Annotated in this window: 10 protein-coding genes; 6 read left to right on the top strand and 4 right to left on the bottom strand. The window is 60.2% G+C overall.

Annotated elements, in window-relative coordinates; genetic code table 11:
* Positions 1 to 3: 3 nt before the first annotated feature.
* A complete protein-coding gene (locus tag TBK1r_RS34570) occupies positions 4 to 1,809 on the top strand; it encodes an asparagine synthetase B family protein (protein ID WP_145220365.1) in 1,806 nt (601 codons plus the stop codon).
* 74 nt (positions 1,810 to 1,883) lie between these two features.
* On the opposite strand, the gene TBK1r_RS34565 is transcribed toward TBK1r_RS34570, so the two are convergent.
* Genes TBK1r_RS34565 through TBK1r_RS34555 form a run of 3 tightly spaced genes read right to left on the bottom strand, consistent with a single transcriptional unit; the run spans position 1,884 to position 5,513 of the window.
* Positions 1,884 to 3,413, bottom strand: a complete 1,530-nt coding sequence (locus TBK1r_RS34565) for a tetratricopeptide repeat protein (RefSeq protein WP_145220364.1) — start codon at positions 3,411 to 3,413, stop codon at positions 1,884 to 1,886.
* A 4-nt stretch (positions 3,414 to 3,417) separates the two neighbouring features.
* Complete coding sequence (locus TBK1r_RS34560) at positions 3,418 to 4,911, bottom strand: protein kinase domain-containing protein (protein ID WP_145220361.1); 1,494 nt, start codon at positions 4,909 to 4,911, stop codon at positions 3,418 to 3,420.
* Positions 4,908 to 5,513 (bottom strand): RNA polymerase sigma factor, encoded by a 606-nt coding sequence (locus tag TBK1r_RS34555; RefSeq protein ID WP_145220359.1) that lies wholly within the window; start codon positions 5,511 to 5,513, stop codon positions 4,908 to 4,910. Before TBK1r_RS34555 ends, TBK1r_RS34560 begins: the two co-directional genes overlap by 4 nt.
* 437 nt (positions 5,514 to 5,950) lie before the next feature.
* Here TBK1r_RS34555 and TBK1r_RS34550 point away from each other — a divergent pair, with 437 nt between their 5' ends.
* Both TBK1r_RS34550 and TBK1r_RS34545 read left to right on the top strand, forming a co-directional pair.
* Positions 5,951 to 8,146 carry a vWA domain-containing protein gene (locus TBK1r_RS34550; protein WP_145220357.1) on the top strand — a complete coding sequence of 732 codons (2,196 nt, stop codon included), beginning with the start codon at positions 5,951 to 5,953 and terminating at the stop codon, positions 8,144 to 8,146.
* On the top strand, positions 8,143 to 8,961 hold the full coding sequence (locus TBK1r_RS34545; protein ID WP_145220355.1) for a hypothetical protein: 819 nt from the start codon (positions 8,143 to 8,145) through the stop codon (positions 8,959 to 8,961). The genes TBK1r_RS34550 and TBK1r_RS34545 overlap by 4 nt, the downstream gene beginning before the upstream one ends.
* Before the next feature lie 56 nt (positions 8,962 to 9,017).
* Here TBK1r_RS34545 and TBK1r_RS34540 read toward each other — a convergent pair whose 3' ends face one another.
* Positions 9,018 to 9,896: a TlpA family protein disulfide reductase gene (locus tag TBK1r_RS34540; protein WP_419580686.1), complete on the bottom strand. Its 879-nt coding sequence runs from the start codon at positions 9,894 to 9,896 to the stop codon at positions 9,018 to 9,020.
* A 147-nt stretch (positions 9,897 to 10,043) separates the two neighbouring features.
* Here TBK1r_RS34540 and TBK1r_RS34535 point away from each other — a divergent pair, with 147 nt between their 5' ends.
* From TBK1r_RS34535 to TBK1r_RS34525, 3 genes are all read left to right on the top strand, one after another.
* Positions 10,044 to 10,682 (top strand): sigma-70 family RNA polymerase sigma factor, encoded by a 639-nt coding sequence (locus tag TBK1r_RS34535; RefSeq protein WP_145220351.1) that lies wholly within the window; start codon positions 10,044 to 10,046, stop codon positions 10,680 to 10,682.
* Between the two features lie 261 nt (positions 10,683 to 10,943).
* A complete protein-coding gene (locus TBK1r_RS34530) occupies positions 10,944 to 13,130 on the top strand; it encodes a serine/threonine-protein kinase (protein ID WP_145220349.1) in 2,187 nt (728 codons plus the stop codon).
* A 204-nt stretch (positions 13,131 to 13,334) separates the two neighbouring features.
* Positions 13,335 to 15,617: a sensor histidine kinase gene (locus TBK1r_RS34525; protein ID WP_145220347.1), complete on the top strand. Its 2,283-nt coding sequence runs from the start codon at positions 13,335 to 13,337 to the stop codon at positions 15,615 to 15,617.
* The last annotated feature ends 5 nt before the right edge of the window (positions 15,618 to 15,622 follow it).

Raw genomic sequence — 15,622 nt, 5'->3', positions numbered from 1 at the left:
TTCATGGATGCACTGGTCGGATTGACGGGGCCGCCGGCAGAGGCGTTGTTGCGGTCGATGGTCGCGACGCTCACACATCGAGGGACGACGTCCGGCGATCGGCTTCTGCAGTCGAGCACCGCATCGTTGGCCAGGTTGCAACTGAGCGACGACCACGCCGTCGGTCTGCGTTTGGATCGGCGTTGGTTGATCGACGACGATGTGACGTTGCTGGTCTGTGGCTTCCTGACCCGAGACGGAAATGAATCTGTCGGCGGATCGGTCTCGCTGTCCGGCTTGACCGCGGATTATCGGGCACGCGGGGTGGCCGCAATGTCGCGATTACAGGGGGCGGCGATCGTGGCGATTTCTGACGAGACCGCCGGCGCACTGCATGTTGCGAGAATCGGCGCCGGAGTGCGGACGGTTTTTTACGGACGATACACCGACACGTCAGCCGCGATGTCGCGTTGGCTGGTCGCGTCGGAGCCCAAGGCGATCACTTCGGCACCGGAGTATGCCGCGGAGATTAGACCGGCGGCGATCGCGCAGTATTTGGCCTTCAGTTTCGTACCCGGTAGCGGCACGATGCTGAAGGATGTTTACGAATTGCCCGCCGGGCATGCGGTCACGCTTGGCAGTGATGCGTCCAGCACGCTGACGAATCTGTTTCCGTTTGAAGAGGACGAATGGGACGGCCTGGGTGACGGCGAGGATCATCGACACTGGGTGGCCGAGTCACGGCGTGTGATCAGTGATGCCGTCGCGCGGCGTTTGCCGTCGGGCGAGCCCGTCGGCATCTTTTTGTCCGGCGGTTTGGACTCCAGCATCGTCGCCGCCGAAGTCGCCCGTCAGCACAGCCATCGCGTGCTGACCTATGCGATTCACTTCGGTAAACACTATCCCAACGAGTTGGGATTTGCCCGCAGCGTCGCAGACCGACTGGGGACCGACCACCATGAAGTCATGGTCAATCCCAGGCAATTTGCGCCGCGACTGCGTCAGATGATTTGGCATCTAGACGATCCGATCGGCGATCCGATCACGCAGCCGAATTTTGAACTCGCCCGACGCGTCAGCCAAGACGTGCGGTATGTGTTCAACGGCGAAGGGGGCGACCCGCTGTTCGGCGGCCCCAAAAATTTGCCGATGATGATGCAGCACTGGTACGGTGTTCCACGAGAACCGGGCTTCCGCGAAAAGGCGTACCTGGCGTCCTATCGACGGGCGTATGAGGAATGGTCTCGTGTGTTGCACCCGCGGATTCGAGACCAGATTGACCCCGAACGCGATCTCGTATCGATTCTGGCACCGTTCTTTGAACAGACATCGGTGCGTTCGTTCTTGAACAAGCTGATGGCAATCAATATTCGTCTCAAGGGGGCCCATCTCATTCTGCCCAAAGTCGAACGGATGTTGGCCGCGTCGGGCCTGACACCGCTGGCACCGTTGTTCGACGAGGAATTAATTCGGTTGAGTTTCCAAATGCCGCCGCGCATGAAGCTCCGCAGCGGTGACGAGAAATGGGTGCTCAAACGAGCCTACGAAGACGACTTGCCGCGCGAAGTGATCGCGCGGCCCAAGAGCGGGATGCGGGTCCCGGTCCATTATTGGTTTCGCGGTGAAATGCGGCGGATGGCCAAAAAGACGCTGGCATCGTGGCACGTCCGGGAGGCCGAGTTGTTTGATCCCGATCGGATCCGACAGCTGTTGCGCTACGACATCGAAGAAGGTGCCGGTCGCTACGGCATGCGGCTGTGGATGCTGATGACGTTCGAACTGTGGCGCCGCGTCGTCGTCGACCGCGACATGACGGGCGTCGTGCGGTGACGGGACGTGGTGCCAAAGGGCTTGCGCCCTACCGCTACCCAAAACTACTCCGTTTGGTGTCAAACGAAGTCGCACTACTGATTCACTTCGGTTTCCGATTCCGCTTGCTCCAGCATGTCCTTCATCAGTTTGTCATCGGGCTTGTGCTTGAGGTAACGCTGACTCCACTGTTTGGCCTGCTCGTAGTTTTTCTGTTGCAGGTAGGTGCGGACCAGACCATACCAGGCGGCCAGTCCCATCTTGGCCGCTTGGGCTTCTCCGGATTTGGCAATCATCTCTTCGGTCGCGTCGAGCAACACCTTTTCGGCTTCATCCAGTTTTCCCAACGCGAGCAGGCTTTGGCCGATCCCATTGAGGGCTGCGGATTGAACCGGGGAGTCTTTGTCGATCTTTTTGAATTCCGTGATCGCTTTGCCGTATTCCCCCAGATGCACGTAGGTCCATCCCAAACCGTTGCGTGCCGATTCATTCTCCGGTTCGGATTTCAGTGCCGAAAGAAAGCTTTTCAGGGCGTTGCGTGTATCGCGAGATCGCCACGCCTTCCAGCCCTCGTCGGTGAGGACGGAGGCGGGGACCTCTTCCTCCGGCTGTTCCCCCGTCTTTGACTTGGCCACGTCACGACGGATCAATTCCTTCACGCGAGCGGCGATGATGTCTTCGGCCGAGTCGACGCGTTGCTGCAATTGAAGCTTGATGCGTTGCAGGTCGGCTTCGGCTTTTTCCACGCGGGCCGTTTGTAGCTGCATCTGCAGCTCGAATGATTGTCGCACCAACGCTTCGATCACCTTGTGCGAATCGGTTTCTGTCGGTGGTGTTGATGTCGCCAGTTGCTCAGCTGCCGGTTGCTCAGTTGCCGGTTCGAGTGGGGCGGCGCCCAACCGTTTCAGTTCCGTGTCGATCAGTTCAATGCTTCGCTCAAGTTGCTTGACCGCAGGGTGATTCTGACTGAATTGATTGGACAGCTGAAGCAGTTTCAGCTTGGCGGCCAGTCCATGGTCACGCAATTGTTTCTCGAGGCCAGTTGCGTTGGCCGTCGGTTTGGATTTTGGCGGATCCGCAGCGAGAAATGCTGCAACGTCGCCATTCTTTCCGTCCACGACGAACCGCTTTGCCGAATACTGGCCCTGAAAGGTGCTGATGTCCAGTCCGGTGAGTTCTTTGAGACGCAAACGCAGGTCACGACCATTCTTGGTATGCCATGAATAGGCCCAAAAGAAATCCTTACGCGTTTTGTCTGCGTCGGGAAAATACGTGAGCATTTCCGTGGGAACGCTTTCCGGGAGTCCACGCACGGAGTGTTCGAAGTAGCCGGCGACAATCACTTGACGGACGTCCGCGTCAGCTGAAATCTTCACGTTCCATTGGGCACCATAGTAGCCGGTTAACGCCAGCACGATCGGTTTGCCGGTGGGCTGCACGTCGACGAACACGCGGTCGTCGGTGTTGTGGTCCTCGGGCGCGTAGATGCCGATGACGTGCAATTGGCACGATGCGAGTTGGTCCGCCGGCAACAGTTCGGCGGTCGCGCGGGGCGTCACGCTGAGCTGCATCGCCAGGATGCCTAGCAGCGCGAACGCGAGTGTTTTGAAATGCATACGTTTCATCGTGTTACTCCGATGTGGGTGACGGATCGGCGAATGGATCGGTGACGGTTTCGTTCAGCAGCAGATCGAGTTCGGTTTCCAATTGATCCAGTGGTGTCGCATCGAACTCCCATTCCAAGTGAGTCGGCGGTGGGTCCGAAGGCGAGGGATCAGGATCCGGGGAACGCGGCGCAGCGGAGGCGTCGCCCGGATCGAAAGCCGATGGCGGGGCGTTTCGATTGCGAGTGGTGAATCGATCGATCGCGAACCACCCTCCGACCAGGAGCAGAGCGGCGAACGATAAGACGAGCGGGATTGCTGGTCGCAGTCGTTTCGTCGGTGCTTCGATTTTGGGCAGGAGTGTCGTCGTCGGCTGACGCAGATGCGCGAGGCAATCTTCGAGATAGTCAGCCAGTTGATGGGCGTCATCAAATCGCTTGGAGGGATCTTTTTGTAGCAGTCGGCCGACGATGGTTTCCAGCCATGGGGGCAGATCTTCACGAAGCTGCGAAAGAGGGCGATGCGGTTGGTCGGTGATTTTACGAAGCACGCCGTAGGGTGTTTCGGCGCGGAACGGCGGTCGGCCGCACGCCATCGCGTACATGACACTGCCGAGACTGAACAGATCGGTGCGGCCGTCGATCGATTCACCCTTGGCTTGTTCGGGCGACATGTACTGGGGAGTTCCGGCCAGCACGCCGCTGCGTGTCAAGCTCGCATCATCGGCGGTGCGTGCCAGACCAAAGTCGGTGATGATCACCCGCGAAACGCTCGCGGGCATCAAGATGTTTGCCGGTTTGATGTCGCGGTGTATCAGGCCTTGATCATGAGCGGCCGCCAAGCCCCGCGCGATTTGTAGCGAGATCTCGAGGATGTTTTCCAGTGACAGCGGAGCGGAGCGGTCGATGCGATGCTGCAGCGATTCGCCCTTGATGTAGGGCATGACCAGATAGGGCATTTCCTTCCAATGATCGACGCCATAGATGGCGATCACGTTGTCGTGAAGAATCGCCGCGGCGGCTTGTGCTTCACGGGCAAATCGTTTCCGTGCCGCCGAGTGGCCGGCGTACGCGGGGCTGAGCACCTTGATCGCGACGAAGCGATCAAGCGAGACATCCCAGCCCTTCATCACCACGCCCATGCCGCCTTGGCCGATGATGCCCGAGATCTCGTAGCCGCCGAAACGTCCCAGTCGGTGCGGGTCGTCGGTGGGATCCAAAAAGCTCAGTTGTCCAAGCTGATTGTCTTGGTCCGGCGGGTTGCACCGATTCTGATCCGGCGTCGTGGGCAGCGGATGGTGATCGGTGTCGTGGTCCAATGGCAGGTCCTCTGCCGAGCTGAGAAAGGTTTTGGCATCGTCCCAGAACGAATCGTCGGCGGTCCGCAGCGTCAGTTCTTTGTCACAGTGTGGGCAGGCATCCAGATGTCGTTCGAGTTGTTCCACTTGCGCGGCGGAAAGCTCACCGGCCAGAAACGCATCCAATTGATCGAATCGACAGGGGGGGCTTGATGCTTTCATGGTTCGTCGTGCTCCCGCCGCAGATCGAGTTCCTGGACCTTGTCTTTCAGGCGTTTCATGACGCGGCTACGGGCGGTGTAGACACTTCCAGGGGAGCGATTCAACGATTCGGCGACCTGTTGAACGTCTTGACCGAGCACCACGCTGGACCAGAACGCTTGCCAGGTCTCGCCACGGAATTCCTCGCGGATTTGTGAGGCGGCAACGAGAAAAATTTCTCGCCGGTACTGCAGCAGCAGCGTTTGCGTTTGCTCATCGGCGGCGGGCTGTTGATTCAGCAAATCCAGGACATCACTTCCTCCGATCGCGAGATCGGGCGCGCTGCGGGAGAGGGCATTGATGATCGCGCGGCGGGCGATCGTTTTGAGCCAAGTCCGAAATTTTGCCTGTCCATGGTCTGGGGTAAATCCTTCGATCGCTCGCGAAATGGCCAGCAAGACTTGCTGTGCCAAATCATCCGCGTCGGCCGGTTGCATGCCCCGATGGCGTGCCATTCGGCAGACGACGGGACGATACAGGTCTGAAAACTCATCCCACGCTTGGCGATCACGCGGATCGCGGATTCGCATCAGCAGGCTCGGTCGTGTTTCGGGAACAGGCATTCGACAGGGAGGTTGCATGGAAGATCGACACGATCAGCCGGCCAATTCGGAACGTCTTCTGGATTCCTACACACGCCGGGCGAGCAAATCTGTCAGCCGGTCAGGCAATTTTTTGACTTTTTATTGGGTTTACCGGCCGGTCGGTGAGGGAACGGGAAAAGCCAAATGAGTGTACAAAAATAAAGGTCCGGCGATTTGCTATGTTGACCTCCGTGTGACGACCGACACGTCGGGTTTGGCAGCTAAGATTTGACAACGCCACTTGAATTCGCCACGCTAACGCACGTAGGCGGGCGTGACGTCATCTCTTATTCATCTTATCACTCGTCTGCCGAAGGACGGATCACGGCGCTGTCGGTTTGGCGCGGTGGGCTGATTGCTGGATTGAATTCTCTCACGTTGCTGATTGTTCAAAGGACCGGATCGAGGCACCCGAAATGGCTTCAGCTCGGAAACGATGGCTGACCGACGGACTTGATCTCGGCTTGGATGACCGTGAATCCTTGCCGATCGATTTTCCGCCCCCGATTCCTGGCGAACGACGCGCCGCGGCCGATTCGGTGATCTACCGCGGCTCACCGCCGGTTGCTTGCATGGTTTCACACACCCACGACGGCGACGGTGACAGCGTCCGCCTGTTTCCGACGTTGGCTCAGATTCAAACCGCGCGGCGGACGGCGGAGGCCGGGAGTCGGCAAAAGTCGGCCGGCTGGTTCGGCTCGATCTTCGTTCACGCGGTGATCGTGCTGCTGATCGCCTTTCTGATCGTCCCGGCGGATTTCGGGGGCGATAGGACGCAAGTCTTGGTGATGACGCTCAACGACGATCAACCGGAGATTCCGATTCCGATGATGTTGGTCGATGAAACGGCGACCGATGACTCCTCGTTGCTGAGCGAGCTGGAGCCGGAAGCGGAGATGCTTGAGCCGGTTGATGTTTCGATGTACGTGGCTCGTCCGGTCATCAAACTTTCCGGTTTGAAAACCAAACCCGGTCAATCCGTCGGCAATGTCAGTGGCGGATCGCGCGGTTCATTTTTCGGCATCGAAGCGGTCGGACAAGAGTTTGTTTATATCGTCGATCGGTCGGGAAGCATGAACGGGGTCCGCTATCGACGCGCGATCGAAGAATTGAAGCGATCGGTTCGTGAGCTGCGGGAGGACCAAAAATTCTTTGTGGTGCTCTTTAGCAGTTCCAGCACGCCGATGTTTCAAGGGTCTCGACCGATGGCGATGATGGAGGCGACTGCGGAGAACAAGGACAAACTGGAGGCTTGGTTGGCGACGATCGGCGCCGGCGGCGGGACCAATCCCAATTCCTCGCTGCGGACCGCGCTGAGGATGAAGCCGAGTGCGGTGTTCATGCTGTCCGACGGAGAATTCACTGAAACGAAGACGCAGAAGCGGGGCAGTCTATTGAACGCCGGCGGAGACGCCTATTCGATCGTCCAAGCCTCCGGCAGTTCGATCCCGATCCACGCAATCGCCTTTGAAGATCCGCGCAGTTGCAAGAACATGAAACGTCTGGCCGAGCTGACCGGCGGTGAGTACCGTTTTGTCAACGCCTCCGGCAGGACGCAGGCCCAGTTGATCGCCGACGCCAAGACGATGGTCGGTCAGCCGCAGGGCAAGGCGAGGGCGGGGCGCCAGCGGCAATTGAGCCACCAATTCGGATCGCATCAGGTGTCCGGCAGCGCCAAACGGACCTACGCCGAGTTGTTGGTCGACGAATTCGAGAAGACCTATGGTGTCATCGGACAATCGGAGTCGATCGTCAGTGTTCCTCCCCTGGATGAATTGTTCGGGTTGCTCGAAGCATTGGTCCATACCGATCCCCGCCGTCTCGCGATTGCGTCCTTGCAGGACAAGGTCGCCGGGGAACTCTCGCGACGATTACACGAGGCCGACACGTCCCAGGTCGAATCCACCTGTGATGCCATCTTGCGTTGGCGGGGTTCGGTTGCGGCGACAAGCGTGTTGGACCGGGTGGCCGATCACCTGGGCACCCTGAACCGAGACTCCCCCGAAAAGGTCCCCGAAAAAGCCTTTGCGCGATTGCAATTGGTCCAGCGAATCCATCCGCGTTCCAAGGCCGTCGCGGTGTGCCAGATGATGTGCGATCAGATCCGTGATCAGATCATCGGAGAGTCCAACGTGATGCTCCAACGCGGTGACGTGGCGGCGGCGATTCGAAAGCTACGCGAGGCGAGGACGGGGCAACCGGATCCGACCCTGCGATCGCTCACTGATGCCGCACTGCGTGATTTGACGATGAAACAATTGGTCGCGGCACGGGACGCATCGATGCGGCGTGATCGCGAACTGAAGGATGAGATCAACGCGCAGTTGGAGTTGGGGTTCGGTGGCGATCCGCTGCTCGATCGGTTGCGCAAAGAACGCATCAGTTGTGAACTAAACGCCCGGCGGATGCTGTTGCAAGTCGGCAGCGAGAACGCCTACGCGGGACTGAAGATCAAACGACAGCAGCTCGAAGCCATCGTCCAACGCTATCCCGATGCGCTCGCCACCCGCCAGGCGAAGGCTCAATTGGATCAACTGCCCTCATGGGAAGCCGCCGTGGAAAAACAGGAAGCGGAGTTGATTCGGAAGATGGACGACACGCGACGCCGATGAGCGAATCTCCGCAGCGCAGGCGTCGGGTTCGGCGAATCGTTCTTGGCGGCGTCCTGTTGATCCACGCGGTCGTCTATTGGCTGGTGGTTTTTAAGTTGCAGTACTTCGGCGAGCTTCGGCGGGTGATTGCGGTCGGGGTCGTGCTCGGTCAGTGTTCGCTGGTTGTGATCTTGTCCACGACGGTTCGGGAAGTCAAATCGGTACGAATTGCGATGCCATGGATGGCCGCATTTGCGAGTTGGTACGGGATATCACAGATTTTTTACTGGGGACTTGGCGAAGCCGGGGCAACGTGGTGGGCCATCGCGATTACGGTGCAGACGATTGTTTGCATCGCGGGCGCAAAGGTGTTGGAACAGCATTGGAAGCAGGCCAAGATTGCGGTGGACGTCGGCGCCAAAACCGAGACGAGTCCGCTGCAGTTTCCGATCCGATCACTGATCCTGCTGACGACGATGGCTGCGATCGGATTTTCGGTCATCGATTTTGGTCGGCGGCGCGGGTGGTGGTTGACCGATTCACTTGAGGTGAAGGAATGTGTCATGATGGTCGCGGTCGGGCTGATGGTCGGCCTGACCGCGCTGATGGGGGTGTTTGCGTCGGCGTCACGGAAACGGCTTGTGGTAGCCAAGCGGCTGGCGGTGCTTGTCGTGTCGGTGCCTTTGTTGGGATTCGCATTGCACGCGGGGGCTGTCTGGGCGGGGCTAGATGGCGCTTCCGAGTCCATGCCGGTCATCGTGTTCTTGGTCGCTCACGTCACGTGCGCCACGGTCACGTGGGTGATCTTGGATCGGCTGCCCGGACGGTTGGCCTAACGCACCGCGTGGAGCGTTTCGGCAGTCGGGCTCAGAGGATCAGCGCCAGCTCGACACTATCCGGCCAATTTTTCGACAAACGGAATGATGTCGGCTTCATAGGAGAAACCCACCGTGTCACCGGCATCGACAAACTGTTTGACCAGTTTTCCATCGGCGTCAAAAATCAGCACGGCGGGAATCGATGGCAGACCGACGGTTGCAAAGACGTCATCGCTCGGCGTGTTGCACAGGTAGTTTTCAAAGTCGGCGCCCATCGCACGCAGGAACGCGGTGACCTTTTCCGAATAGTATTCCGGCGGACGCGATTTTCGTCCGTCGTAGTCAACCGACACGCCGATGCAGACCACGTCGTCGGACATGGATTGGCTGAGCCGGACGAGGCCGGGGAATTCCTTGATGCAGGGTTCGCAAACGGTGGACCAGAGGTCGACGACGGTGATTTTTCCGGTCGATTTTGCGTGGGATTCGATCGCCGGCCAGGCTGCGAATTGCAAGTCCACGCCGCCGTCGCTTGGTCCGGCATTGGCAGCCGATTCGTCCGACGGGGGGGCGGGGGCGAGATCGGGCATTTCAATGCCGCCGGCCCCCGGTTGGGTCGGTCCGCCGGGTTCAGGCTGTCCTTGAGTCGAGGGGGCGTCGGTTTGATTGTCGATTTCGACGGCTTGATCGGGAAGCTGTATCCCGGTGCCGGCAGCCGGCACCGCCGGCGTCTGGGACGCGGATATCGCCGGTGCCGTGGGGGTGGTTGATTCGCCGGCGTTCTCGCTGACCGCCGAATCGCCGGCGTCGACCGCGGCCGGTTCGGGCGGCGGGCTGTCGCTCGGCGCGCCGCCGCAGCCGATGACGAGGGCGGCTGCCAAGACGACCAGAACACGGGACAGCTTCCGAGCCCGTTGTCGGAAAGGCCTTTGATCGGTGTGACGCATGGACATCGTTGAAGTCTGCCGAAGTTGGGGAGGGAAGGACGGTGAAGAGGCGAAAAATCGGCGACGAACAGGCTCCGTTGGCTTTGGGACCACCATTCATGAGATAAACTGTCTCGCATCCGCCGAGCACCAACATTGTCCAGAATTTGATTGATGACCGCAACTGATGGAGACATGTCGACGACCGAATTAGTGGTCGCGTCCAAAGCCGGCGACAATTCGGCGTTGGGGCAATTGCTGGAACAGTATCGCGGGTACTTGTTGATGTTGGCGCATCGCAATTTGTCCGAACAGCTTCGCCGCCGGGTCGATCCGGGAGACATCGTTCAAATCACTTTTTTGGAAGCAAAACGCGACCTGCATTCGTTTCGCGGGGATTCACCGGGAGAGTTCGCCGCGTGGTTGCGCGGAATGCTGAAAAACAACGTCGCCACCGCCGTGACGCGTCACGTGATGACGCAAAAGCGGAGTATTCGACGTGAAGTCAATGCCGATGCGAAGGCGGGAAACGATTCCGGCGGTGCACCCTGGATCGCCCAGTTGCCAGGCAGCACCACCAGCCCATCCGGTGTGGTGATCAAAGAAGAAACCGCCATCGCCTTACTGGAAGCCTTGCACCAATTGCCCGAAACGCAGGCCGAAGCGATCCGATTGCGTTACATGGAAGGTTTACCGCTGGCAATGATCGTCGAGCGGATGGGAAAATCCGACACCGCCGTCGCCGGCTTGTTAAAACGAGGTCTGCAAAAGTTGCGAACGATCATTGATCCGAAGAACAATCCGTACATGTAGGTTCAAAAGCAGGCCGGGGCGGCAGACCACTCTCGCGCCCTGCCGCTAACAAATACCGAAGGAGCTAGCGGAACGGCGCGAGCCGTCCGGTTTGACGTTGAAAGACCGGAGGGCTCGCGCCCTGCCGCTAACAAAAGTCCCCCGTTTGGCGCCAAAGTAAGTAGCATGGGGCGCGCGCCCCATGCCACCTCCGTTGCGGCCCCTGATGGTGGTCGATGCGAAGACGCCACCCCTTCCTCCGATTCTTCCGCTGACGTTTCCATGCCCGTTCCGTCCGAAGCCGACGATCCGATCGACGAAGCATTCGCAGCCTATCTGCGTTCGTGCGATGAAGGATCCGTCGGTTCGCGAGAAGAGTTCTTGGCACAGTTTCCCGAGATGGCCGAGGAACTGAAGAGTTTGATGGACGCGGCCGACGCGATTCATCGATTCACCGGGGCGAGCGTCCCGGACTCGGGCGAAGTCGCTCAAGCCGCCGCCGCCGCGGACACCGTCGATGTGATGGTCGCCGGCCCCGACGATTCCGGCGACGACCCCGCCGCGACCCTTCCCGAGGCACATCGCCCCAAAGGGGATCCGGGACCGACGCTGCCGTACACGCTCGGCGACTATGAATTGTTGGAGGTGATCGGCCGCGGTGGGATGGGCGTCGTGTATCGGGCGACCCAACGGATGCTCAATCGAACCGTGGCGGTGAAAATGATTCGCGGCGGCATGTTGGCCTGTGAGAACGATGTGCGGCGGTTTTACACCGAAGCCCAGGCCGCCGCCCGGTTGCACCATCCGGGAATCGTGCCCGTCTATCAATTCGGTCACGAAGCCGGCCATCACTTCTTTTCGATGGCGTTGATCGAAGGGACCGATCTGCAACGCAAGATCAACGACGGCGAGCTGCCGATCGAAGATGCCGCCAGATACGTTCGCGACGTGGCGCGGGCATTGGAACATGCCCATCAGAACGACTTGCTGCATCGCGACATGAAGCCCGCCAACATTCTGATCGATCAAAAGGATCGGGTTCACATCACCGACTTTGGCTTGGCCAAGAATCTGAGCACCGACAGCAGCGTGACCGGCAGCGGGGCGGCTGTCGGCACGCCCAATTACATGGCACCCGAGCAGGCCGGCGGGCACAGTGATCGTGCCACGCGGCAAAGTGACGTGTATTCCCTCGGCGCGATTCTGTTTGCCTGTGTCACCGGGCGGCCACCGCTGGTCGGCGACTCGGTCGTGGAGACATTGATGCAGGTCGTGCACGAGCCGCCGCCGGCGATGCGTTCGTTTCGCAGCAACGTGCCGACGGATTTGGAGACGATTGTTGCCAAGTGTCTGGAAAAGGAACCACGCAAACGCTATCAGTCAGCCCGAGACCTCGCCGAAGATCTGGATGCGTTCATGGAGGGCCGGCCGATTCTGGCGCGGCCCCGCGGGCGGTTGCTGAAAATGTGGCACTGGGTGGCGGGCGTCCCCTTGGTCGGCGCCCTGATCGGTCGCAAGATCGTGCGGACCTCACCGGGACACCGCCGTTTCCAAGCCGCGATGCTGTTGCTGTTGGCCCTGTCGCCATTCCTGTTTGTCATCGGGGCGATGCTGTGGAGTCACCATATCGAAGCGATGCCGCAATCGGTGACGCTCGCCGGCGGGCTGGATCAAGGCACCTACAATCGCGTCTCGCAGGCGCTCGCCGATCGGTTGGAACAATCCGCCGGAGTGGCGACACGTGTCGTCGCCAGCGGTGGCTCGCTGGACAACCGCCAACGGTTGATCGCCCGAGAGGTCCAGCTGGCACCGATGCAGGCCTCGGCGATCAGCGGCGACGAGCTGTGTGTTATCGCACCGTTGTTTTATGAAGCGGCGCATCTGCTTGTCCGCGCCCCCGAACTGTTGGAACACCAAGATTCCTTCGGCTTGCAGTTTCTGGCCGGACAACGGATCGCGGTCGGTCCGATCGGCAGCGGATCGCGCCGCGCCGCGGACATGATTCTCGACTCGCTAAAACTTCCCGCCGACGCCACGCCGCGTGAAGTCATCCCCTGGGACCGGCTGCAATCAACCGACGCGCCCGATGTCGCACTGATCTGTGTCGGGCGAGGCAGTGAGCTGGTTTCCCAATTGCTGCGGCGCGACTGGCGGTTGGTTGCGATTCCGCAAGGCATCACGATTTCCATGCAACACCCGACCTTGCGGACGATCACGATCGACCCAACGGATTACCCGACCGCCGGCATCCCCGAGGGAGGGCTGGCGACGGTCGGCACCACCGCCTTCTTGGTCACCCGCCGGGATGCTCCCTCGGCCCTGGTGCAAACCACGCTGGAACTGCTCTACCAATCTCCGCGTCTGTTCGTCGACCTGATCCCCAGAGAACGTGCCGCCGAATGGCAGGGATTGGATCTCCATCATGCCGCGCGAGGCTACTTCGAATCGCTCGACATCGAATCGCGGTAAGGGGCTCGCAGCCCCCCTCCTTGTCTGCTCTCACCGGAGCCGTCTGAAGGCAAGCGGCTCGGCGGGCGAGCGTCATGATCGGTCCAGTCGACAGGATCGGTCCCCGCTATTCCCCTCCGGTCTGGTTCGTCGAATCGTGCGGGGCCAGTTTCAAATTGCGAAACCTAGGGTTGCCTGAGTCTTCGGCCCCCAGGAACCCACCGCATGTCGACGCGATCACCTTTCTCACACGATCCCCCCACAGCCGACGAGCCCTCAACGGGTGCCGCTTCGGATGGGGCCGGTGAGACAATCCGTGAAGCCACCGGTGAGGCATCCCCCGGACGTCTCAAAGACGGGCGTCGGGAACCGGGTGTGGGTTCGGACGAGACCGCGGCGACGAAACAAACCAAACGCTCAGCGCGGGATTCGCCCGAACGAGACGGCACGTCGGGCGATCGAGACGAGTCGATCCCGACGCTTTCGGCGAGTCAATTTGAAAGCGAGCATTCACAGTCACTTCGCAGCAAATTGGTCTTGGCGCTCGCGCTGATGTTGGGCGTGGTGGTCAGCATCGATGAAATTGTTCGGCAAAAAGTCATCGCGCCGGAATTCGCCAACCTGGAACGCGTCGCCGCACTCAAGGACACCAATCGAGTCCTCTCGGCGATCAACACCGAAGTCGAATTCCTGTCCGAAACGGCGGCCCAAGACGCGATCCGAATCGATCTCCATCTGCGGGCACAGAACGGAGGTGATCCTGCCGAACAGCTTGCCACCGCGTTGCCACTCGGGATGCTCGGGCAGGGCAAACGCGTCGAGTGGGCTGCGATCACCCGTCCCGACGGGCGTTGGACGTGGCTGGCGACGACTCCGCCCGACTCGGCCGACCAGGCGCCATCAACACGGCCCGACGTGGCCGACCTCGTGTTCCCGGGGATCGCGGAGCGGATTGCGGCTCAGCGAGACGAACCGAGCGGCTCGGACGATGCGGACACGGTTCGCGGCATGACTCGCGGCAGTGACGGCCAGTTGTACTTGTTCGCCGCCGTTCCACTGCACCATCACACCAACGGATCGTCGCTTCGAAACACCCGCGGAAAGGCGGATTGGCAGGCGCCGGCGTCGTTCTACGTCGTCGGCCGCCAGTTCGGTGATGCGGTGATGACGGATCTTCAGCAACGAACCAGCGTTCTGTTTTCCGTTCGCCCCCTGTTGCACGATGCGACGTTGAAACAGTCCATTGAGGTGGAACCGACCGACAGTTCGCTGCTGTGTGTCCAATGGCCGCTGTTGAGCCCGTCCGGCAACCCGTTGGCTGAACTGACCGTCCATTTGCCACGTGAGGTCACCAGTCGCAGCAACCGGACCACCGCCTTTGCACGCTACCTTTCACTGTGCGGGGCGTGTGCCTCGCTGCTGCTGTTGTTGCTGTTGTTGCAGCGGATCGTCATCGGGCGAATCGAAAGGATTCGTGAGCACACCGAACAGATTGCACGCACCGGGATCATTTCCGAAGCGACCAGCGCGCCGGTTTTGCGAGTCGCCGGTCACGACGAGATCGGCCAGTTGGCCCAGTCCTTCGATCGGATGCGGACGCGATTGGGCGATGCCCAGCGACGTCTTTCCGACGCATCGCACGCGGCGGGAATGAGTCTGGTGGCCGACACGGTGATTCACAACGTCGGGAATGTGCTGACGAACGTTAACAGCCTGATCGAAACCGCGACGCGGCGTGTGGAAAGCCTGCGGATCGAACCGCTCGAAAAGCTCGCCTCCCGGTTGCGACAGGACGACGTCGACGTCGCCCTGCAACGCGCGACGCCGGATTATCTGCAGCGTTTGAGCGCGACCTTGGAAGACGACAAAGACGATTTGGCTGCGCTGCTGCAAACGCTCAATGACAACATCCAGCACATTCACCAAGTGATTCGTGACCAGCGGCGGCATGCCAATCAGCCGATCAAATGGGCCCACCTGGATGTCAACGGTGTGATCGCCGAGGCGGTCCGGTGCAGTCAGGCTCGGTTGGAAAAGGACAACGTCTCGGTCGACTTCAAGCGAGAGGATGTGGTTCACATCTGGACCGATCGATCGCTGTTGCTGCAAATTCTGATCAACATCATCACCAACGCCGGCAACGCCACACAGGACATTCGTCACCGCCAGCCGACGCTCACGATTGATCTGATCCGCAATCAATCGACCGTCCAGCTTCAATTCCGCGACAACGGTTGCGGGATGGACGAAGCGACCCTGGCCCGCGTCTTTGATGCCCACTTCACGACCCGCCAGTCGGGAAGCGGACTGGGGTTGCATTTCTGCGCGATCGCAATGAAACGAATCGGTGGCGCCATTCACGCCGAAAGCGACGGTCCCGACCGGGGGGCTACCTTCATTCTTGAAGTGCCGGTCGTCAAACCATCCGACGAAAGTGACCCCGGGCATTCCAGCCAAGACCCCGATCTGGTCGGTACCGCCACCGGATCGACCGGCAGCCATCGATGAAGGGA

It is taken from the genome of Stieleria magnilauensis (assembly GCA_007753675.1).
In the GTDB taxonomy this organism is placed as follows: domain Bacteria; phylum Planctomycetota; class Planctomycetia; order Pirellulales; family Pirellulaceae; genus Stieleria; species Stieleria magnilauensis.
Note: the sequence above shows the minus strand (reverse complement) of the source record. Positions and strands in the feature narration are given on the sequence as shown.